Here is a 20860-nt window from a genome sequence, read left to right as displayed (position 1 = left end):
CGGCGCGCCCGCTTAGATTGCATAGTTAGATCAGCTTAGGCGGCGTTTTCTTCGCCTTCGCTCTTCTTGTCGCGCACGATTTCCTTGCCGGTGGCCTGGTCGACGACCTTCATCGACAGGCGGACCTTGCCGCGCTCGTCGAAGCCCATCAGCTTGACCCAGACCTTGTCGCCTTCCTTGACCACATCGGAGGTCTTGGCAACGCGGTCATTGGCGAGTTGCGAGATGTGGACGAGGCCGTCACGCGGACCGAAGAAATTGACGAAGGCGCCGAAGTCGGCGGTCTTGACGACCGTGCCTTCGTAGATTTCACCGACTTCCGGCTCGGCGACGATGGTGTGTATCCACTTCTTCGCCGCCTCGATCTCCTTGGCATTGGCCGAGGCGATCTTGACGGTGCCGTCGTCCTCGATGTTGATTTTGGCGCCGGTCTTTTCGACGATCTCGCGGATGACCTTGCCGCCCGAGCCGATCACGTCGCGGATCTTGTCGGTCGGGATGTGCATGACCTCGATGCGCGGCGCGAACTCGCCGAGCTCGGCACGTGCGCCGGACAGCGCGTGGGCCATTTCGCCGAGAATGTGCTGACGGCCATCCTTGGCCTGGTCGAGGGCGATCTTCATGATCTCCTCGGTGATGCCCTCGATCTTGATGTCCATCTGCAGCGAGGTGATGCCGTAGGCGGTGCCGGCAACCTTGAAGTCCATGTCGCCGAGGTGGTCCTCGTCGCCAAGGATGTCGGAGAGCACGGCGAAGCGCTCGCCTTCCTTGATCAGGCCCATCGCAATGCCGGCGACCGGCTTGGCAAGCGGCACGCCGGCATCCATCAGAGCCAGCGAGGTGCCGCAGACGGTAGCCATTGACGACGAGCCGTTGGACTCGGTGATCTCCGAAACGACGCGCAACGTATAGGGGAACTGGTCGGCGGTCGGAAGCATCGGCCGGATGGCGCGCCAGGCGAGCTTGCCATGGCCGATTTCGCGGCGGCCCGGCGAACCCATGCGGCCGGTTTCACCGACCGAATAGGGAGGGAAGTTGTAGTGCAGGAGGAACTTCTCCTTGTACATGCCGGTCAACGAATCGACATACTGCTCGTCCTCGCCGGTGCCGAGCGTGGCGACAACCAGTGCCTGGGTCTCGCCGCGAGTGAACAGCGCCGAGCCGTGCGTGCGCGGCAGGACGCCGACTTCCGAGACGATCTTGCGGACCGTCTTCAGGTCGCGGCCGTCGATGCGCGAGCCGGTGTCGAGGATGTTCCAGCGCACGACCTTGGCCTGGAGCTCCTTGAACACGGTGCCGATCTGTTCGGACGTGTATTTGGCCTCTTCGCCTTCTGCCGGCGCGAACGCGGCCTTGACCTTCGCCTTGACGGCGTCGACGGCGGCATAGCGCTTCTGCTTGTCGGTGATCTTGTAGGCGTCGCGAAGCTCGCCTTCGACGATCTTGAGCATCTCGGCTTCAAGTGCGGAATAGTCCGGCGCGGTGAAGTCGCGCGGGTCCTTGGCCGCGACTTCAGCCAGCTTGATGATCGCGTCGATCACCGGCTGGAAGCCCCTGTGGCCGAACATGACGGCGCCAAGCATACGGTCCTCGCCGAGTTCCTTGGCTTCGGACTCGACCATCAGCACGGCGTCGGCGGTGCCGGCGACGACCAGGTCGAGCTTCGATTCCTGCATCTCGTCGACATGCGGGTTGAGCACATATTCGCCGTTGATGTAGCCGACGCGGGCGCCGCCAACCGGGCCCATGAACGGCACGCCGGACAAGGTCAGGGCGGCGGAGGTGGCGACGATCGACAGGATGTCCGGGTCATTTTCGAGATCGTGCTGGACGACGGTGACGACGATCTGGGTGTCGTTCTTGTAGCCTTCGGCGAAGAGCGGGCGGATCGGGCGGTCGATCAGGCGGGAAACCAGCGTTTCCTTCTCGCTCGGACGGCCTTCACGCTTGAAATAGCCACCCGGGATCTTGCCGGCGGCGTAAGTCTTCTCCTGGTAGTTGACCGTCAGCGGGAAGAAATCGAGGCCGGGTTTCGGCTCTTTCATCGAGACGACGGTGGCGAGAACCTTGGTTTCGCCGTAGGTGGCCAGCACCGCGCCATCAGCCTGACGCGCGATCTTGCCGGTTTCGAGAATGAGCGGGCGGCCGCCCCATTCGATTTCCACTTTGTGGTAATTGAACATGTCTTGTCCTTCGTATGCGGAAAGGGCCGCGCCGTTTCAGCGTGCGCGGATGCCCCTTTCCCTTGGCTTCCTTTCTCGGGCAGCCACGGGCAAGACAACGGGAGGCTCGGCTTATTCGGCGCGGTGCCGCACGAGCGTCCTGCAATCCTGCCCCATGACCGTCCATGGGCGGTTTCGAGCGGCCCTCTGCTGTTTCGAAACCGGGTTGGCCAATCGATCCGAGTGGCCTTGCGCGTGAACCCGAAAACCAGGTTTTCGGAAAATATCCTGCGCAAATCTAAACTTCAGAGCGTCCTTTGCGCATCCAAACCGATGCGCGGCGCTCTACTTCCTTCCTACTTCCTTCATGGAGCCTTGGATGACCCGATGCTCCAATGCGCGACCGGCGGGCTCTCGAAAGAACCCGCCGGTTAATTCGTCAACGGCGCAGACCGAGCTTCTCGATCAGCGTCTGATAGCGCGCGTCGTCCTTGCGCTTGAGATAATCAAGCAGGCTGCGGCGCTGGGAAACGAGAGCGAGCAGACCACGGCGGGAATGGTTATCCTTCTTGTGGTCCTTGAAATGGTCGGTCAGGTTCTTGATGCGCTCCGAAAGGATGGCCACCTGGACTTCCGGAGACCCGGTATCGCCCTTGGCGGTTGCGAATTCGCCCATCAATTCCTTCTTGCGTTCGGCAGTAATCGACATCGTGTTTTTCCTTGTCTGTTTGAGGAAACGGGACGCCCTCAGCCGGGATGTCGTCCAGCAGGGGCCGGTGCAAGCAACGCGTCAAAGCGCGAGGCTGGGGCGCATATAGTGCAATTCCGACAAAAAGGCCAGCCTAATTCACAAGCCGGCTTTTTGCTGCATAAACGGGCACTTCCGCCTAGTCAGAGCCATTTCTTCCATTTGAAGTACGCAAAGAGCCCGACCGCAACAAGCGCCATGAAGACGAGCGACAGGGGATAGCCGTAATAGGCTTTCAGCTCCGGCATGTTCCAGGGCGAGGTGTCGGGGTCGAAATTCATGCCCCATACGCCGACGAGAAAGGTAAGCGGCATGAAGATCACCGAGACGATCGTCAGATAGCTGATGACGTCGTTGGTGCGCGCCTGGCTGAGCGACAAGTGCATCTCGATCAGGCCGGTCAGCATGTCGCGCTGGGTTTCGACCAGTTCGATCAATCGCAGCGAATGATCGAGCGTGTCGTTCAGAAATATCTTGGTTTCGGCCTTCACATAAGAGACGTCGTTGCGGATCATGGTCGCCACCGCGTCGCGCATCGGCCAAAGCACGCCCTTCAGCACATTGGCATCGCGCCGCAATTCGTGAAGCTGCCGCATCTGATGCTTGTGCGCCTGGTTCAGCATCTGGTCCTCAATGCTGTCGACCAATTCGCCGGCAGCCTCGATCGGCGGGAAATAGCTGTCGACGATGGCGTCGATCAAAGCATAGGCGAGATAGTCGGCGCCGCGCGAGCGCAAGCGGTTGGGCACCGAGCTTGCGATCCGCTTGCGCACGGGATCGAACGGGTCGCCTTCGCGCTCCTGGAAGGTGACGACGAAGTTCCTGCCGAAGAAGACGGCGATCTGTTCGTAGCGATGCGCGGTGACATCGTCGATCATCCTGACGACGACAAAGGCATGGTCCTCGAAGAAATCCACCTTCGGCCGCTGGCCGGTGTTGACGACATCTTCCAGCGCCAACGGATGCAGGTTGAAGATCCGGCCGATCTCCTCGATCAGCTGGATGTTGGCGAGGCCTGTGCAATCGAGCCAGATAACCGGCCAATTGTGGCAATGGGTGTTGACGTCGTCGATGCTGGCATTGTCGATGGTCTTGAACTTTTCGGGCGAGATCAATGTCAGCCTAAGCTCGGAACGGCGTGCCGCCGGGTCGGCGATCAGCGTGCCGGGCGAAGCCCCGACGGGCGGCCGCCGTGTGTTGAGCACCGCCCGCTTCCTGCCCGTCTCAGCCTTTGCCATGTGCCCCCTCGAATGCAGCGTCGGTGCCGCGCATCCCTTCGGACGGCAAACGACGCCGTCGCCCTGTTGATTTAGCGCATGATCCTTTCCCAAAATAGAATCCGGTTGGAGATCATGCGCCGAGAGACAGCTGTTACCCGATAAAGACCCGCTTTGGCTTGAACATGCCTTGCTCGATGGCGCCGATGGCGACCAGCTTGCCGCGCGCGGTGGCGCAGGCCTCCTCCGCTTCTACCGGCGCGTCACGGCCGCGAATGATGACCGGATTGCCGAGGCGGATTTTGGTTGCCGCATCATCGCTGATCGCGACCTGCGGCAGGCATTCGAGCGCGGCGGCGGTGTCGACCAGAAGTGCATCGATGGCACCGAAGTCGATCGGGGCGTCTGCTTCTTGCGGCTCGCCCTGCTCGCCGAAGCGGGCGGCTTCCAGCTCGGCCAGGGTAACGAAATCTTCCTGCGTGAACGGCTCGACCTCGACCCGCCGCAGCTCGGCGATGTGACCAAAGCAGCCAAGGTCGCGGCCCATGTCGCGCGCCAGCGAGCGGACATAGGTGCCCTTGCCGCATTCGACCTCGAAGATCGTGCGATCGGCCATGTGCTCGACCAGATCGAGCCGGCCGATCTCGACCTCGCGTGCCGGAATGTCGATCGTCTCGCCATCGCGGGCAAGGTCGTAGGCGCGCTCGCCGGCGATCTTGATCGCCGAAAATTGCGGCGGCGTCTGCATGATGACGCCGGTATATTTCGAAAGCAGCGCCCGTACGTCGGCTTCCGCCGGACGGCGGTCCGAGCTTTTGGTCGCCGGGCCTTCGAGGTCGTCGGTCGAACGCTCCTCGCCCCAGGCAACCGTGAAGCGGTAGACCTTGGCGCCGTCCTGGACGTATGGCACGGTCTTGGTCGCTTCGCCGAGCGCGATCGGCAGCATGCCGGACGCCAGCGGGTCGAGCGTGCCGGCATGGCCGGCCTTTTCCGCCTGGAACAGCCATTTGATCTTGGAGACGGCTTCAGTCGAGCCCATGCCGACCGGCTTGTCCAGTACCAGCCAGCCCGAGATCGGCCGGCCCTTCTTCTTGCCGCGACGCGCCACTATTCGCTGTCCTTCCGGTCGTCTTTGTCTTTGTCGTCGGCGCTGAGATCGCGCGCCACTTCGGGCGAGTGCAGCAACTCGTTTATCTTCTGGAAATTGTCGTAGCTGGTGTCGAGCCGGAAGCGGAATTCCGGCATGTACTTCATCTGGCGCAGCGCGCCGGAGACGCGGCCGCGCACGAACTTCGCATGCTTGTTGAGCGCCTCGATCACCGCCCCGGCATCCTTGGCGCCGAGCGGCGAAACGAAGGCGGTGGCGATCTTGAGATCGGGCGACATGCGCACTTCCGAGACCGAAACCACCGTGTTCTCGATCAGCGGATCGAGGATCTCGCCGCGCTGCAAGGTTTCCGACAGAGCATGGCGCACCTGCTCGCCTACGCGAAGCATGCGCTGGGATGGGCCTGATGTGATTGAACGGGGCATTTTTCTCTATCCTGAAATCGTGGGGCGCGGGATAGGACCGCACCACATGTCTCATATGGTTTGGGCGGCGGTCTTTCGACCACCGCCCGGTCTCGATGGATGCCCGAACTCGAACGTTCGAGCTCAGAGCGTCCTGGTCACCATCTCGACGCGGAAGCACTCGATGACGTCACCGACGCGCATGTCCTCGTAGTTCTGGAAGGCCATGCCGCATTCCTGGCCGCCCGGAACTTCCGAAACCTCGTCCTTGAAGCGCTTCAGGGTCTTCAGCGTGCCTTCGTGGATGACGACGTTGTCGCGGATCAGGCGCACGCCCGCACCACGCTCGACCTTGCCTTCGGTGACACGGCAGCCGGCGATCTTGCCGACCTTGGTGATGTCGAAGATCTCGAGGATCTCGGCATTGCCGATGAAGGTCTCGCGACGCTCCGGCGAGAGCAGGCCGGAGAGCGCCGCCTTCACGTCATCCACGAGATTGTAGATGATGGAGTAGTAGCGGATCTCGATGCCTGCCGCGGCCGCTGCCGCACGCGCCTGCACATTGGCGCGAACGTTGAAGCCGATGATCGCGGCCCCCGAGGTCTCCGCCAGCGACACGTCGCTTTCGGTGATACCGCCGGCTCCCGCATGGACGATGCGCGCACGCACCTCGTCGGTGCCGAGATTGTCCAGCGCCGCGTTGATCGCCTCGATCGAACCCTGCACGTCGCCCTTGATAACCAGCGGGAATTCTTTCAGTCCGCTGGTCTGCAACTGCGACATCATCTGCTCCAGCGAACCGCGCTGGCCGGCATGCCTGGCAACCGCCTTCTCGCGTGCCAGACGCTGGCGGTATTCGGTGATCTCGCGGGCGCGGGCCTCGTTGTTGACCACGGCGAAGCGGTCGCCGGCCTGCGGCGTGCCTTGCAGGCCGAGCACCTCCACCGGTATTGCCGGCGGCGCTTCCTTGACCTGCTCGCCGCGATCATTGACGAGCGCGCGTACCCGGCCCCATTCGTTGCCGGCGACGAGAATGTCGCCCGGCATCAACGTGCCGGTCTGCACCAGCACGGTAGCGACTGGGCCGCGGCCCTTGTCGAGCTGGGCTTCGATGACCACGCCTTCGGCGGTGCGGTCCGGATTGGCCTTCAGGTCGAGGATTTCGGCCTGCAGCAGGATCGCTTCGAGCAACTTGTCGAGATTGATGCCCTTGGTCGCCGACACCTCGACATCCAGCACCTCACCGCCCATGGATTCGACGAACACCTCGTGGCGCAGCAGTTCCGAACGCACCTTCTGCGGGTCGGCGTCATGCTTGTCGATCTTGTTGATCGCCACAATGATCGGAACGCCGGCCGCCTTGGCGTGATTGATCGATTCGATCGTCTGCGGCATGACGCTGTCGTCAGCTGCCACCACGAGGATGGCGATATCGGTCGCCTGGGCACCGCGGGCACGCATCGCCGTGAAGGCGGCGTGGCCGGGCGTGTCGATGAAGGTAACCTTGTGACCGTTCTTCTCGACCTGATAGGCGCCGATATGCTGGGTAATGCCGCCGGCCTCGCCGGAGACGACGTTGGCATTGCGGATGGCATCGAGCAACGAGGTCTTGCCGTGATCGACATGGCCCATGATCGTTACCACCGGCGGACGCGGCTGCAGGTCCTCGGGACGATCGGCGATGTTGAACAAGCCCTCTTCGATGTCGGACTCGGCGACGCGGCGGACCGTGTGGCCAAATTCGGTGGCGACGAGTTCGGCCGTGTCGGCGTCGATGACGTCACCAGGCTTCAGGATCTGGCCCTGCTTCATGAAGAACTTGACCACGTCGACAGCGCGCTCGGACATGCGCTGCGCCAGCTCCTGGATGGTGATGGTTTCGGGCAGGATCACTTCACGCATGACTTTCTCGCGTGGCTCGTTATGCAACGCGCGCTTGAATTTCTCCTGACGGCGGCGCATCGACGAGAGCGAGCGGGCGCGCGCATCCTCGTCGGAAAGCGCCGAATTCAGCGTCAGCTTGCCGCGGCGGCGGTCTTCCTCGCCCTTGGTCGGTTTGGCCGGACGCGCCACTTCCGGCGTGACCAGACGGCGCACTGGTGCGCCGGCACCGGTCCGCTTCGGTTTGACCTCTTCCTCGTCATCGACTGTTGCCAGTTCGGCGGCGAGCGGCGCACGGCGGCGCGCCTCTTCCTCGGCACGGCGGCGGGATTCGGCCTCGGCTTGCAGCCGTGCCTCTTCCTCGGCCTGACGGCGAGCCGATTCCTCGCGCTCGCGGCGGCGGCGCTCTTCGTCCTCGCTGCGGCGCTTGGCTTCCTCGATGGCGCGCTGGCGATCCTCGACATCGCGGACCTTCGAGCCCTCGAGAGCCCGGCGGCGTGCTTCCATTTCCTGGCGCGACAACTCGTTCAGCACCATGCCGCCGCGTTCGACCGGCGGCGGAGGGGGAGGCGCCTTGGGAGCTTCCTGCACGGCAGGCGCTGCCGCGACCGGCTTCGGCGTGAAGATGGACACAGGCGCTGCCGCCGGCTCCGGCTTGTCGCCGGGCAGCGAGAACTTGCGCTTCTTGGTCTCGACGACCACCGACTTGGTGCGGCCGTGCGAGAAGTTCTGGCGCACCGTGCCCTGTTCCATACCGGGGCGCTTCAGCGTCAAGGTCTTCTTCGGCGTAACACTCAGCGTCTTGTCGTCGCCCGATTTCGTATCGCTCATTCCATATCCTCTGCGGCATCATCTTCGTCAGCAACGGCCGCAAGCATTGCCAGATCGTCCGGGGAACCGCCCCGATATCGGTCGAGCGCAACCATGCGCTTCTGGACCGCCCTGCCCGCGTCTCCCGCGAGAACGGCAGCATGTATCACATTTGTACCCCCCAATGCCAAGCTCAACTCGGCCTCGGAGAAAAGTTTGTAAGCGCGGATCGCAGGCCCGCCGAGGTGGACGGTTGCCCGTCGCGCCTGGCTTATCTTGCGGACGCCATCGTCGGAAGCCTCGGTCGCGTGGAGCACGAAAAGTGCAAGTCCGCCGCGCACGGCGCTCTCGACCTTGGTCGCTCCGAGTGCTATGGCGCCCGCCTTGCGGGCCAGGCCAAGCATGCCCAGAGCGGACCTGGAAAGCAGCGCGTCGACCATGCCGCCAAGATCGGCCGGCACGCTCACCTGCGCCTTAAAAGCACGGGCAAACAGGTTTTTGGCCGCTGCCTTTTCTATATGTAGGCGGTCGGCCGTCACCCAGCAACCGCGGCCGGGCAGGTTTCTCTTGATGTCCGGAACGACGGCCGAATCCGGGCCGACGACGAAACGGATCAGTTCATCCGGTTCGGCTTGCCTGCGGGTGACGATGCAGGTGCGATCGTTCATCTCGTCCAAGGGCGGGTTCGGTGCGATGCGGTTTCACCTCACGCACCGACGGTTTCGTCAGCCGGCACGCCCTCGGCGGCAAGCTCGTCTTCGGTGATCCAGCCAGCCTTCAGGCGAGCGGCCAGGACCATCTGCTCGGCATCGGCGCGTGATACGCCGTGGTTGGCGAGCACACCCGGGAATACCTTCGTCTCGCCGTCCTTGCGTTCCTTCCAACCGGTCAGGTCGTCGGCGGCGTAGCCGGCGAAATCCTCGATCGTCTTCACGCCGTCCTCGCCGAGCGTCACCATCATGGCGGTTGTGATGCCGGGAATCTCGCGCAGCTCGTCCTTGACGCCGAGCGCCTTGCGCTTCTCGTCATGCTCGGCCTCGATCTTCTCCAGATATTCGCGGGCGCGGGTCTGGATTTCCGAAGCCGTGTCCTCGTCGAAGCCGTCGATCGACGCGATTTCGCCGGAGTCGACATACGCGACCTCCTCGACGCTGGTGAAGCCTTCGGAAGCGAGCACCTGGCCGACCATCTCGTCGACGTCGAGGGCTTCCATGAACAGCGACGACCGTTCGACGAATTCCTTCTGGCGGCGTTCGCTCTCTTCCTGCTCGGTCAGGATGTCGATATCCCAGCCGGTGAGCTGCGAGGCAAGACGGACGTTCTGGCCGCGGCGGCCGATGGCCAGCGACAGCTGATCGTCGGGAACGACGACCTCGATGCGCTCGGCATCCTCGTCGAGCACGACCTTGGCGACTTCCGCCGGCTGCAATGCATTGACAATGAAGGACGCCGCCGAAGGCGACCACGGAATGATGTCGATCTTCTCGCCCTGCAATTCACCGACGACCGCCTGGACGCGGCTGCCGCGCATACCGACGCAGGCACCGACCGGATCGATGGAGCTGTCGCGCGAGATGACAGCGATCTTGGCGCGCGAACCCGGATCGCGGGCGACCGACTTGATCTCGATGATGCCGTCGTAGATTTCCGGCACTTCCATGGTGAACAGCTTCGCCATGAACTGCGGATGGGTGCGCGACAGGAAGATCTGCGGGCCGCGCTGTTCGCGGCGCACGTCATAGACATAGGCGCGGACGCGATCGCCATACTTGTAGTTTTCGCGCGGAATCAGCTCGTCGCGGCGGATGATCGCCTCGCCGCGGCCGAGATCGACGATGACGTTGCCGTATTCGACGCGCTTGACGGTACCGTTGACGATCTCGCCGATACGGTCCTTGTATTCGTCATATTGCCGGTCGCGCTCGGCCTCGCGCACCTTCTGCACGATGACCTGCTTGGCCGACTGGGCGGCGATGCGGCCAAAATCCATCGGCGGTAGCTGTTCGGCAATGAAATCGCCGAGCTGGGCGTCCGGATTGCGCTCGCGCGCCGAGGAAATGGCAATCTGCGTCGCGTAGTCATCGACCTTCTCGACCACTTCCATCAGCCGCTGCAGCTTCATCTCGCCGGTGTTGGCATTGATGTCGGCGCGGATATTGGTTTCCTGGCCGTAGCGCGAGCGCGCGGCCTTCTGGATCGCATCGGCCATGGCGGCGATGACGATCGACTTGTCGATCGACTTTTCACGCGCGACCGCATCGGCGATCTGCAGCAGTTCAAGCCTGTTGGCGCTTACAACCATCTTCTTTCTCCCGAGCTTGTTGCCGACCTTTACGGCCGGCAGCCCAATCACATTTCCTGTTCGGTTTCGTCTTCCGCACCCTCTGGTGCGTCTTCGGGTTCGCCGCGGCGTTTCCTGGCTTCCTTGCGCGCCCGATTGTCCTTCGACAGCGCATCGCGGATAAGGTCGTCGGTCAGAATCAGCCGCGCTTCGGCAATCGCATCGTAGGGAACACGTACCGTCGGCTCCTCGCCGTAAGCGGCCTTGTCACGCTCGATCAGCACACCGTCCGCGTTGCTTTCGGCGATCTTGCCCTTGAAGCGCTTACGGTCGGCGACGAGAACCGACGTTTCCATCTTCACCAGATGGCCGGTCCAGGCTGCAAAGTCCGATTTGCGGACCAGCGGCCGGTCGATGCCCGGCGACGACACTTCGAGATGATAAGCCTTCTCGATCGGATCATCGACATCGAGCGCCGGCGACACCGCCCGGCTGACCTCTTCACAATCCTCGACCGTCATCGTGCCGTCCTCGCGCTCGGCCATGATCTGCAGCGTCAGCCCGTTCTGGCCCGACAGGTGCACACGTACCAAGCGGAAGCCAATGGCGCGCAGTACCGGCTGAACGATCAGCGCGATGCGCGCATCGATGCCGCTTTCGCGGATGATGCGGTCGTCGCCTTCGCTTGCCGTCACTGTCATTCGGTCCTGTCACTCGATTTCTGTTGGTCGGCAGGTAATAAAAAAGAGCGGGACCGGGTGGACCCACTCTTCGTCATAGCGACCAAGAATTTGAAGCTGATATAGACGATCGTGGTCCTCATTTCAAGCCCGTCCTGCATGACGGCAAGGCTCCGAGTCCGCAGCGCTGCGCCAAATGCATGGCGCCCATGCAGTGATCCCTCTTTGAGCACCGGCCACGCACGACTATCTATGTTGCATTGCACAATTGGAGCGCTCACTGCGCTCGAAAGGGTACCATCATGAACAATCGTGGATTTTTTCAGCCATAGGCGATGTCTTTAGCGTGTTCGGCAGCGCCGTAGCCGCGTCGCGGGCTGTGGAAAGCGGTCGCAAGCCGCGTGCGCATGATCTGCGCAATCTCGGCATGGAGCCGGCAGCCTTCGACAAAATCCGTCGCTTCTGAGCCAAGTGAGCGCCGAGAGCCTTCGGCCCGCTCGCCTTGTGCTCAGCTCTAATTTCCCGCTTATTTGCGCACGAATGTGAGATAGGCGGGCCGTCGGCCTTCGCGAATGGCCTTGGCCTCATAGCGCGTCCCCGGCCAGCCATCATAGGGCCGGTGCCAGTCGGCTGCTTCGCTTGCCTGCCACGTGAAGGCGTCGTGCGCCCGGCAATGCAGGAGCGTCCAGTTCACATAGCTGTCGATATCGGACGCAAAGTGGAACTTTCCGCCGTGCCTCAGGACGCGCGCGAAGCGGTCGAGATTGACCGGGCTGACGAAGCGCCGCTTCCAGTGCTTCTTCTTCGGCCACGGATCCGGATAGAGAAGGTCAATGCCGTCAAGCGAAGCCTGCGGCAGCCAGTCCAGCAGACGTGTGGCGTCGTCGTCATAGACGCGCAGATTGGCAAGCGGCCGCTCCCGGACCGCCATCATCATCTTGGCCATGCCGTTGACGAAAGGCTCGACGCCGATAAAGCCGGTCGCCTGGCTGGCCGTAGCACGGTGCAGAAGATGTTCGCCGCCGCCAAAACCGATTTCGAGCTGGACAGCCGAAACTTCGGCTTCGAAAAGGCTGCGCAAGTCGGCCGGCGGTTCAACCGTCAGATCGAGCCTGTAGGCGGCGAAGCCGCTCTCCAGCGCCGCTGCCTGTTGTGGTCGAATGGTCTTGCCGCGCCGGCGACCGAAAAAGGCCTCGGTCGCACGGCTTGGCCGGTCCTTCGGATCCATAGGCGCCGCGGTTAGGCGGCGACTGCTTCGGCGACCGGTTCGGCGAGAGCGTCCTTGAGCGCCTTGGCGAGATCGGTCTTCTCCCAGGAGAAGGATCCGTCGCGGCCGGCCTTGCGGCCAAAATGGCCGTAGGACGACGTCTTGGCATAGATCGGCTTGTTGAGATCGAGGTGGCGGCGGATGCCGGACGGCGACAGGTCCATCACTGCGCGCAGTGCACGCTCGAGTTTTGCCTCGTCGACCTTGCCGGTGCCGTGCAGGTCGACGTAGATCGACAGCGGCTGGGCGACACCGATCGCATAGGAAAGCTGGATGGTGCAGCGATCGGCGAGCTTTGCGGCAACCACGTTCTTGGCGAGATAACGCGCCGCATAGGCCGCCGAGCGGTCGACCTTGGTGGTGTCCTTGCCAGAAAAAGCGCCGCCGCCATGAGGCGCAGCCCCACCATAAGTGTCGACGATGATCTTGCGGCCGGTCAGGCCGGCGTCGCCATCAGGCCCGCCGATGACGAACTTGCCGGTCGGATTGATGTACCAGTTGCAATTGTCGGCAATCTTCAGGTCGCCCAGTGCTTCGCGAATATAGGGCTCGACGACGTTGCGCACCTTCTTCGAATCCCACGTCTCATCGAGATGCTGGGTCGACAGCACGATCTGCGTCACTTCCGCCGCTTTGCCGTCGACATAGCGGACGGTGACCTGGCTCTTGGCATCCGGCCCGAGCCTGCCGGCATCACCGCTGCCTTCGTGGCGCGCAGCCGCCAGCAATTCGAGGATCTTGTGGCTGTAATAGATCGGCGCCGGCATCAGGTCCGGGGTTTCGCGGCAGGCATAGCCAAACATGATGCCCTGGTCGCCGGCTCCCTCCTCGCCTTGCCGGTCGGAGGCGTTGTCGACGCCTTGGCCGATATCCGGCGACTGGCCGTGCAGCAGGACCTCGATCTTGGCTGTCTTCCAGTGGAAGCCGGCCTGCTCGTAGCCGATTTCGCGGATCGCCTTGCGAGCGACCGACTTGAACTTGGCCGGGTTGACAATCGGATGGCCGGCCGCATCCTTCAGGACGTTGCCCTCCTTGTCCTTCTTGAGCAGCGTCTCGGGGACGCGCACCTCGCCGGCGATGACAACGCGATTGGTCGTCGCAAGCGTCTCGCAGGCAACGCGGACCTTCCACGGGTCCATGCCGGTCTTTCTGGCTTCGCGATAGACGAGATCGACAATCTCGTCGGAGATGCGGTCGCAGACCTTGTCGGGATGGCCCTCGGCAACGGATTCCGAGGTGAAGAAGTAATTGTGCCGCGTCACGGGTGTCCCCTCTTGAAAAAAATATCGGCAGGCCGCCGATTTTGGCGCGCCAGTTGTTAACGGTGCCGGGCGTCGCTCGTCAAGCCATGCAGCCGTTCTGGCATGAATTTTGACGTTATTATCTTTGCACCCCGAGACGGCGGCAGGGCGCACTGCGATCAGCCCTTGCACCAACAGACTGAGGAAAACGGCTTCGAGAAAGCGTGTCGAGCGAAATCGATCTGCGCTTTAGCGCATCTGCGGAATGAACATCCCTCAATGCGCGCAGCCGCGAGAAATTGCATGCCCAGCTACGACGACCCCTTCCTTGTTGAACTCTTCACGGGCCAGTCAATCGACTTCGTCGGTGGAAAGCGACTTCACCAGCTCAATGATCTTGCGGCGCACTTTCACGTCGGCGATCTTGACGAAGGCGCGATTCAGCTGGAGGCCTTCCGGGCTGCCGCAGAATTCGACGGCGGAGGTCATCGAAGCATCCTCGGCAAATCCACGGTTGCCCACGGGCTCCTGACCGGGCGCATCCTCGAAAAAGAAGGCGACGGGGACGCCGAGTATGGAGGCGATTGCCTGCAAACGGCTGGCGCCGACGCGATTGGTGCCCTTTTCGTACTTTTGGATCTGCTGGAACGTTATGCCGAGGTTTTCACCCAGTTTTTCCTGGCTCATTCCCAGCATATTGCGGCGAAGCCGGATGCGGCTTCCGACGTGGATGTCGATCGGATTCGGCTTTTTCTTGTTTTCTTCTGTCATTTTTTCCTCGCCGAATTTTTCCGGCTTTTTCTATTTTGCTGCCCAAACGACGCCGCGGCCCGTGCCCCAACAGAACGACCTTATCGACTTCGAAAATTTTCAGGCGCTTACAGTATGAGTTTCTAATGTGTCGGCTGTCAATTCGCCCGTAGCCTTTGCCTTACGTTCAAAATGCATGCCGCAACGGCAAGCAAAAACATGATCAGCATTCCGTTAATGCGTCGTTGGCCGGAGGAAACGATGGCTTGGTCGGAGATCGGCACACGCACATCGATCGCGCCGCGTGCATCGATTGCCAGCGCGTCGACGATGCGACCGCGCGGGTCGACAACGGCCGAAATGCCGTTATTAGCCGCGCGCAACAGGGGCACCCCATTCTCCACCGCCCGGATCTGCGCCTGCCTGAAGTGCTGGTACGGCCCCGGCGTGTCGCCGAACCAGGCGTCATTGGTGACGTTCACAATAAGCTCGGCTGACGTTGCGTCAACTGCGACCAGATCGGGAAAGATGACCTCATAGCAAATAAACGGCAGCGCCCGGATACCGCCGGGCAGCGCGATCGGATGCCGCTCATTGCCCGCCGCGAAGGTCATTGGACCGGCAACAAGCTGCTCAAGCCCGAAGCGGCCGAGCAGATCGGCGAAAGGCAGGTATTCGCCGAAGGGTACCAGGTGGACCTTGTCGACGGCATCGACGATTTCGCCCCTTTCGTCGATGGCCACCACAGAGTTGTAGTAACGGCTGCCGGCCGCCGAGCCGCCTTCCTCGCGAACGACGCCGGCGACCAGCATCTGGCCATCGCCAAGCATCTCTCCGATCGCAGGCAGGGCATCCGCACGTTCGGTGAACAGAAACGGCACGGACGTCTCCGGCCACAGGATCAATTGCGGCCTGTCATGGCCGGGTTCCGGCGCCTTGGCCGAAAGCCCCATCATGGTGGCGAAGATACGGTCACGCACCGAGGTATCCCATTTTTCCGTAAGGTCGACGGCAGGCTGCACGATACGGACTTCAAGGCTGCGGGCGGCCGGCTTTTCGGGGGCGGCGAGCCGGATATAGCCGAAGCCGGCATGGGCGGCGACGAGAACGACAAGCAATGCCGCGCCGAGGCGGAGATGCCGGCGCGCCGCAAGCAGCGCCGGCAGCGCAAAGACGAAGACCGCAAGCGCGTCCATGCCGACCATGCCGGTCACCGATACGCTCTGCATCAGCAAAGGCACCGGCATCGCCGCATAGCCGACGGCATTCCAGGGAAAGCCGGTGAACAGGAAGCCGCGCAGCCATTCCGCCAAGGCAAAGCCGAAGGCGAGCGCGGCGATGCGGCCGATGTCGTTGCTCCACAACAGCCGGGCGACCACGGCGGCGAAGCCATAGAAGAAGGCGAGCGCGAGGGGGATGCCGACCACCGCGAACGGCAAGGCCCAGGCGAAGCTGTCGGCCTCGACCAGAAGCGCCGAGCCGACCCACCAGAGACCGGCAAGAAAGTAGCCGAAACCGAACCACCAGCCGATGGCGAAAGCCGGCAGCAAGCGTCGCGGAAAACCGTCCGAGGCTTCGCCGGTCGCGCCGTCGAGTAGCCACACCAGCAGGGGAAACGAAACGAAACAGACGGCGAAGAAATCGTACGGCGCCTGGGCAAGAACCGACAGCGCCCCGGCAAGAAACGCCACCAGCGCGCGCCGCCAGCCCCAAAGCAGAATTATCCGGCCGGCCTGGCGCTCCATCTATGCTTCCGAGTCGTGCGAATCAGGAAGCAAGATTTATCAGGCCGCGGGCTTGGCTCCAAACCGGGCGACCTAGTCCGCTCATAGCTATCGATGCCAGCCTTGTATCTTCAGCCCGCCCAGCCGCTCAGCCTCTTCGCGTGGGACAGAGCCGACAGTCTGGGAAAAGGTCCAGACATGGCCTTCAGGATCGCGCGCGTGTTCTTGCCTGCAACTGAAGCCGGGCTGGCTATACGGTCGGCCCATTCGGAATCGACGAACCGCATCTCGGAATGGACGAGCCTGCCATCGGCATCGCTGCCAACCATGCTCGGCTCGAAGCCGAACGCCTTTTCAAGCCAGGTCAATGCGGCCTGCGGATCCTGGTAGAAGACGCCGGAGCCTAAGTCGAGTGCTTGAACGGGTCCTCAACCGGCATCGGGCAAGCCGCGTCTTTCAAGCCTGCTCGGTGCGGACGGCGCGGCGGCGGCGCTCGCCCTTCAGGGTCTCGACGATGCGCACGCGCTTGACGCGGCGCGGATCGGCGTCGAGCACATGGAACTCGAAGCCGGGTATGGCCTGCACCACTTCGCCGCGCGCCGGCACCCGGCCAAGCGTGTTGAAGATCATGCCGCCGATCGTGTCGACATATTCGCCGTGCTCGCCGGCGGCGAAATCCTCGCCGATCATCTTGGCGACGTCGTCGATCTCGGCCTTGCCGTCGACGATGAAGACGCCTTCGCCGGCCTGGGTAATCATCGGCTCGTCCTCGTCATGCTCGTCCTCGATGTCGCCGACCACCATCTCGACGATATCCTCGAGCGAGACGAGACCGTCAGTGCCGCCATATTCGTCGATGACCAGCGCCATCTGGGTCCGCGTCGTCTGCATCCGCCCCATCAGGTCGGAGGCGAGCATCGACGGCGGCACGAACAGCACCGGTCGGATCAGGTTGAGATCGCCGATGGTGCGCGCCAGATCGACCTGGGCGAGATCGAGAACAGTCGCGACCGGGGTTTTCCTGGTCGTCCTGCCCTTTCTGACGCGGGCGACCTTGGTGATGTGCGCCAGCACGTCGCGGATATGGACCATGCCGCGCGGGTCGTCGAGCGTCTCCGAATAGACCGGCATACGGGAATGGCCGGACTGCTCGAACAGCCCCAGAAGATCGCCGAGCTTCGTCGTGATCTCGACCGCCTCGATGTCGGCGCGCGGCACCATGACGTCCTCGACGCGCACTTCGCGCAGGCGCAGGATGTTGTTGAGCATGGCGCGTTCGCCGGGCGAGAAGGATTCTGCATCGCTCGCCGTTTCGGCAAGCGCACCGGCAATCTCCTCGCGCAGGCTGGTGCCGTTGCGGTGCCTGAAAAGCCCGAGCACGCGATCGAACAGGGAAGGACCGGCAGGCGATGCCTCGCTGGCGAAGCTGCCGGTCGTGGTACTCGGACTCGAGCCCTCTTCCGTCGTTTCGGAAGGCTTGATCACACTGCCGGCGTCGGAGCGGGCGGCAGTCTCTGGTTTGTCGTTCATCATCGTCCGGTCAATTGGTCTTTTGTAATTACGTGTAGGGATCGGGAATGGCAAGCCTCGCAAGTGCTGCGCGCTCTGTCGCTTCCATCAGTTCCGCTTCGGCATCGGTTTCGTGATCATAGCCCAGCAAATGCAGCAGGCCATGGATGACGAGATGGGAGATATGGTCCTCGATGGGCTTGTCTTCCAGTGCCGCCTCGCGCGCGACAGTCTCGGCGGCCAGCACGATGTCGCCGAGCATCGGCGGCAGAGGCCCGCCCCTGGCAAACGGAAAAGCCGGAAAAGACAGGACGTTGGTCGGCTTGTCCTTGCCGCGCCAGCCGGCATTGAGCGTGCGGATACGGGCATCGTCGGAAAAGACGATGCTGAGCTCGGAACGCCCGTCGGCACCGGTTTCGGCAAAGGCGGCCGAGACGGCGTGGTCGACCAGCCGCGTCAGCGTCGTCTCGTCGGGCCAGTCGCCCGCCTCGATCGCGATATCGATCTCGACGGGAAGCGGCCCCCCCGCCTTTTGCTCCTCAGCCATGCGGCCGCATAATCATATCAGCTTTCGACACCCAGGCCCCTGGCTAGCTTGCCGTCGCGGTCATAGGCCTTGACGATCTCGGCGACCAGCGGATGCCTGACGACGTCGCCTTCGTTGAAGCGGACCGTCACCATGCCGGTGACGCCGTCGAGGATTCTCAGCGCCTCGACCAGGCCGGACTTGGTGTTTGGCGGCAGATCGATCTGGGTCGGATCACCGGTGACGATCATGCGCGAGTTCTCGCCGAGCCGGGTCAGGAACATCTTCATCTGCATCGGCGTGGTGTTCTGCGCCTCGTCGAGTATGACGGCAGCGTGCGCCAGCGTACGGCCGCGCATGAACGCCAGCGGCGCGATCTCGATGACCTCGGCGGCAATCGCCCGCTCGACCTTGTCGGCCGGCATCATGTCGTAGAGCGCGTCATAGAGCGGCCGCAGATAGGGATCGACCTTCTCCTTCATATCACCCGGCAGAAAGCCAAGCCGTTCACCGGCCTCGACCGCGGGGCGCGACAGCACGATGCGTTCGACCATGCCGCGTTCGAGCAGCATTGCCGCATGCGCCACCGCCAGATAGGTCTTTCCGGTGCCGGCCGGGCCGATGCCGAAGACGAGTTCCGACCGCTCCAGCGCGCGCATGTAGGCGTCTTGGTTCAGCGAGCGGGCATAGATCGTCTTCTTGCGCGTCGATATCTGGGCGGCGGACATCTTGCCCTTGCGCTCCAGCGTCGGCAGCGTCAGCTGGTCGTCGCTGGCGATCGCCATGCGCACGGCGCCGTCGACATCGGACTGGCCGATGTCGGTGCCTTTCTGCAGAATGCCGTAAAGATTGTCCAAGGCGCGGCGTGCCTGCTCGGCGGCCGAGGAAGAGCCCTTGATGGTCAATTGATTGCCGCGCGAGCGGATATCGACGCCGAGCTTCTGCTCGAGTCGGGCCAGATTCTCGTCGAACTGGCCGTAAAGGGCGCTGGCAAGCTTGTTATTGTCGAAAGTCAGTACGATGTGCGCGATATCCGACGCCCCGGAGGGTAGATTCTGGGGCAGGTTCTTGACTTCAGCAGCGCTCAACCGTCTCTCCTCATCTGCCGAGACCTTCAGGCCAATTCGGCGAACAGGCTGTTGTAGCCCGTCTTCGTGATTCGTACCTGGATAATGTCACCGATTTCGCCGGCCTTTTCATCAACAATAACCGGCTGCAGCCAGGGCGAGCGGCCAACCTTCTGGCCGGCCTGGCGGCCCGGCTTTTCGATCAGCGTGTCGATGGTCCTGCCGACCAGGCTTGCGCCGAAATGCTGCTGCTGTTTCAGCAGCAGCGCCTGCAGCCGCTGCAGGCGCTCGTCCTTGACGGCCTCCGGCACGTGATCGCTCATCTCGGCGCCCGGCGTGCCGGGGCGCGGCGAATATTTGAACGAAAAGGCCGAGGCATAGTTGACGTCTTCGACCAACTGCATGGTCGCCTCGAAATCGGCTTCCGTCTCGCCGGGAAAGCCGACGATAAAGTCGCCCGACAGTGCAATATCGCTCCGCGCGGCACGGATGCGGTCGATCAACGTCAGATAGTCCTTGGCCATATGCCTGCGGTTCATCGCCTTGAGTATGCGGTCGGAGCCGGACTGCACCGGTAAATGTAGATAGGGCATCAGCGTCGGCAAATCACGATGGGCGGCGATCAATTCATCGTCCATGTCGCGCGGATGACTGGTTGTGTAGCGCAGCCGCGCCAGACCTGGAATCTCTGCCAGCCTGAACAGTAGCCGGCCAAGGCCCCATTCCTCGCCGTCTTCACCTCTTCCGTGCCAGGCGTTGACGTTCTGGCCGAGCAGCGTCACCTCGCGCACGCCGGCATCTGCCAGGCGCTCGGCCTCGGCGACGATCTGTGCCACCGGCCGCGAGACTTCCGAGCCGCGCGTATAGGGCACGACACAGAAGGTGCAGAACTTGTCGCAGCCTTCCTGAACGGTCAAGAACGCCGTCACGCCGCGCCTGATCAGTTCGGCGCGCTTCGGCTGCGGCAGATGCTCGAACTTGTCCTCGACGGCATAGTCGGTCTCGACGATCTTTTCGCCGCCACGCGCCCTCGCCAGCACACCGGGCAGCCGGTGGTAGGTCTGCGGGCCGATGACCAGGTCGACGGCCGGCGAGCGGCGGATGATCTCGGCACCCTCGGCCTGCGCCACGCAGCCGGCGACGCCGACCAGCATTTCGCGCCCGGCCTTTGCACGCTCGGCCTTCAACTCACGGATGCGCCCAAGTTCGGAATAGACTTTTTCCGCCGCTTTCTCGCGGATGTGGCAGGTGTTGAGCAGCACCAGATCGGCCTCGCCGATAGCGTCTGTCGCGGCATAGCCGTCGGCCGCCAGCGCATCGGTCATGCGCTGCGAATCGTAAACGTTCATCTGGCAGCCATAGGTCTTGACGAAGACCTTTCTGGTCGCGGCAGGCGGAACGACCAGGTCTTCGGCGGCAGCGCCGATGTCGTCGCGTTCTATCGTGTTCAATTCCATTTCGCGGCTTCTAGCGCCTTTCCCCGAC

19 protein-coding genes are annotated in these 20860 nt (G+C 62.8%); 1 reads left to right on the top strand and 18 read right to left on the bottom strand.

Annotation, left to right across the window (positions count from 1 at the left end):
- Window positions 1-35 precede the first annotated feature (35 nt).
- The 9 genes from pnp to rimP all read right to left on the bottom strand — a co-directional run bounded on the left by pnp (window position 36) and on the right by rimP (window position 11312).
- Entirely contained in the window at window positions 36-2183 is a 2148-nt protein-coding gene (pnp, locus tag NKJ91_RS08145; protein ID WP_352455120.1) for a polyribonucleotide nucleotidyltransferase, read from the bottom strand.
- A 418-nt stretch (window positions 2184-2601) separates the two neighbouring features.
- Complete coding sequence (rpsO, locus tag NKJ91_RS08140; RefSeq protein WP_280940423.1) at window positions 2602-2913, bottom strand: 30S ribosomal protein S15; 312 nt, start codon at window positions 2911-2913, stop codon at window positions 2602-2604.
- A gap of 140 nt (window positions 2914-3053) precedes the next feature.
- The gene (gene corA / locus NKJ91_RS08135) at window positions 3054-4148 is read right to left on the bottom strand and encodes a magnesium/cobalt transporter CorA (protein WP_352455119.1); all 1095 of its coding nucleotides are present in this window, start codon (window positions 4146-4148) and stop codon (window positions 3054-3056) included.
- Between the two features lie 133 nt (window positions 4149-4281).
- Window positions 4282-5235, bottom strand: coding sequence for a tRNA pseudouridine(55) synthase TruB (truB, locus tag NKJ91_RS08130; protein ID WP_352455118.1), 954 nt, complete (start codon window positions 5233-5235; stop codon window positions 4282-4284).
- A complete protein-coding gene (gene rbfA / locus NKJ91_RS08125) occupies window positions 5235-5660 on the bottom strand; it encodes a 30S ribosome-binding factor RbfA (RefSeq protein WP_023676904.1) in 426 nt (141 codons plus the stop codon). The genes truB and rbfA overlap by 1 nt, the downstream gene beginning before the upstream one ends.
- Window positions 5661-5783: 123 nt before the next feature.
- Window positions 5784-8351 (bottom strand): translation initiation factor IF-2, encoded by a 2568-nt coding sequence (infB, locus tag NKJ91_RS08120; RefSeq protein ID WP_352455117.1) that lies wholly within the window; start codon window positions 8349-8351, stop codon window positions 5784-5786.
- Window positions 8348-8998, bottom strand: coding sequence for an RNA-binding protein (locus NKJ91_RS08115; RefSeq protein WP_352455116.1), 651 nt, complete (start codon window positions 8996-8998; stop codon window positions 8348-8350). The genes infB and NKJ91_RS08115 overlap by 4 nt, the downstream gene beginning before the upstream one ends.
- Window positions 8999-9036: 38 nt before the next feature.
- Window positions 9037-10632, bottom strand: a complete 1596-nt coding sequence (gene nusA / locus NKJ91_RS08110; RefSeq protein WP_023676901.1) for a transcription termination factor NusA — start codon at window positions 10630-10632, stop codon at window positions 9037-9039.
- Window positions 10633-10679: 47 nt separating this feature from the next.
- Window positions 10680-11312 carry a ribosome maturation factor RimP gene (gene rimP / locus NKJ91_RS08105; protein ID WP_352455115.1) on the bottom strand — a complete coding sequence of 211 codons (633 nt, stop codon included), beginning with the start codon at window positions 11310-11312 and terminating at the stop codon, window positions 10680-10682.
- Window positions 11313-11559: 247 nt separating this feature from the next.
- Between rimP and NKJ91_RS08100 the strand changes: the two genes are divergently transcribed.
- Window positions 11560-11757, top strand: coding sequence for a hypothetical protein (locus NKJ91_RS08100; protein ID WP_352455155.1), 198 nt, complete (start codon window positions 11560-11562; stop codon window positions 11755-11757).
- 60 nt (window positions 11758-11817) lie between these two features.
- Here the strand turns inward: NKJ91_RS08100 and trmB are convergent, their stop codons facing one another.
- The 9 genes from trmB to miaB form a co-directional block, all read right to left on the bottom strand.
- On the bottom strand, window positions 11818-12519 hold the full coding sequence (trmB, locus tag NKJ91_RS08095) for a tRNA (guanine(46)-N(7))-methyltransferase TrmB (protein WP_352455114.1): 702 nt from the start codon (window positions 12517-12519) through the stop codon (window positions 11818-11820).
- Between the two features lie 11 nt (window positions 12520-12530).
- The gene (gene metK / locus NKJ91_RS08090; RefSeq protein WP_023676896.1) at window positions 12531-13820 is read right to left on the bottom strand and encodes a methionine adenosyltransferase; all 1290 of its coding nucleotides are present in this window, start codon (window positions 13818-13820) and stop codon (window positions 12531-12533) included.
- A 330-nt stretch (window positions 13821-14150) separates the two neighbouring features.
- Entirely contained in the window at window positions 14151-14570 is a 420-nt protein-coding gene (locus tag NKJ91_RS08085; protein WP_023676895.1) for a helix-turn-helix domain-containing protein, read from the bottom strand.
- Between the two features lie 137 nt (window positions 14571-14707).
- Window positions 14708-16294, bottom strand: a complete 1587-nt coding sequence (gene lnt, locus NKJ91_RS08080; protein WP_352455113.1) for an apolipoprotein N-acyltransferase — start codon at window positions 16292-16294, stop codon at window positions 14708-14710.
- A gap of 110 nt (window positions 16295-16404) precedes the next feature.
- Window positions 16405-16641 carry a VOC family protein gene (locus tag NKJ91_RS08075; protein ID WP_352455112.1) on the bottom strand — a complete coding sequence of 79 codons (237 nt, stop codon included), beginning with the start codon at window positions 16639-16641 and terminating at the stop codon, window positions 16405-16407.
- 88 nt (window positions 16642-16729) lie between these two features.
- A complete protein-coding gene (locus tag NKJ91_RS08070; RefSeq protein ID WP_352448597.1) occupies window positions 16730-17803 on the bottom strand; it encodes a hemolysin family protein in 1074 nt (357 codons plus the stop codon).
- Window positions 17804-17831: 28 nt separating this feature from the next.
- A complete protein-coding gene (gene ybeY / locus NKJ91_RS08065; protein ID WP_352448596.1) occupies window positions 17832-18329 on the bottom strand; it encodes an rRNA maturation RNase YbeY in 498 nt (165 codons plus the stop codon).
- A 17-nt stretch (window positions 18330-18346) separates the two neighbouring features.
- On the bottom strand, window positions 18347-19396 hold the full coding sequence (locus NKJ91_RS08060; RefSeq protein ID WP_352455111.1) for a PhoH family protein: 1050 nt from the start codon (window positions 19394-19396) through the stop codon (window positions 18347-18349).
- A 26-nt stretch (window positions 19397-19422) separates the two neighbouring features.
- The gene (miaB, locus tag NKJ91_RS08055) at window positions 19423-20832 is read right to left on the bottom strand and encodes a tRNA (N6-isopentenyl adenosine(37)-C2)-methylthiotransferase MiaB (RefSeq protein ID WP_352455110.1); all 1410 of its coding nucleotides are present in this window, start codon (window positions 20830-20832) and stop codon (window positions 19423-19425) included.
- Window positions 20833-20860 lie beyond the last annotated feature (28 nt).

Origin of the sequence: Mesorhizobium sp. M0040 (assembly GCF_040323505.1) — a bacterium.
Classification (GTDB): domain Bacteria; phylum Pseudomonadota; class Alphaproteobacteria; order Rhizobiales; family Rhizobiaceae; genus Mesorhizobium.
The sequence above is the reverse complement of the archived record's forward strand: the minus strand, read 5'-3'. Positions and strand labels throughout refer to the sequence as shown.

Excerpts from the sequence above, each read along its gene's own strand:
- lnt (WP_352455113.1), bottom strand. The coding sequence starts at position 16,294 with ATGGAGCGCCAGGCCGGCCGGATAATTCTGCTTTGGGGCTGGCGGCGC.
- NKJ91_RS08085 (WP_023676895.1), bottom strand. The coding sequence starts at position 14,570 with ATGACAGAAGAAAACAAGAAAAAGCCGAATCCGATCGACATCCACGTC.
- NKJ91_RS08115 (WP_352455116.1), bottom strand. The coding sequence starts at position 8,998 with ATGAACGATCGCACCTGCATCGTCACCCGCAGGCAAGCCGAACCGGAT.
- nusA (WP_023676901.1), bottom strand. The coding sequence starts at position 10,632 with ATGGTTGTAAGCGCCAACAGGCTTGAACTGCTGCAGATCGCCGATGCG.
- NKJ91_RS08070 (WP_352448597.1), bottom strand. The coding sequence starts at position 17,803 with ATGAACGACAAACCAGAGACTGCCGCCCGCTCCGACGCCGGCAGTGTG.
- miaB (WP_352455110.1), bottom strand. The coding sequence starts at position 20,832 with ATGGAATTGAACACGATAGAACGCGACGACATCGGCGCTGCCGCCGAA.
- infB (WP_352455117.1), bottom strand. The coding sequence starts at position 8,351 with ATGAGCGATACGAAATCGGGCGACGACAAGACGCTGAGTGTTACGCCG.
- rbfA (WP_023676904.1), bottom strand. The coding sequence starts at position 5,660 with ATGCCCCGTTCAATCACATCAGGCCCATCCCAGCGCATGCTTCGCGTA.
- ybeY (WP_352448596.1), bottom strand. The coding sequence starts at position 18,329 with ATGGCTGAGGAGCAAAAGGCGGGGGGGCCGCTTCCCGTCGAGATCGAT.
- corA (WP_352455119.1), bottom strand. The coding sequence starts at position 4,148 with ATGGCAAAGGCTGAGACGGGCAGGAAGCGGGCGGTGCTCAACACACGG.
- pnp (WP_352455120.1), bottom strand. The coding sequence starts at position 2,183 with ATGTTCAATTACCACAAAGTGGAAATCGAATGGGGCGGCCGCCCGCTC.
- trmB (WP_352455114.1), bottom strand. The coding sequence starts at position 12,519 with ATGGATCCGAAGGACCGGCCAAGCCGTGCGACCGAGGCCTTTTTCGGT.
- rimP (WP_352455115.1), bottom strand. The coding sequence starts at position 11,312 with ATGACAGTGACGGCAAGCGAAGGCGACGACCGCATCATCCGCGAAAGC.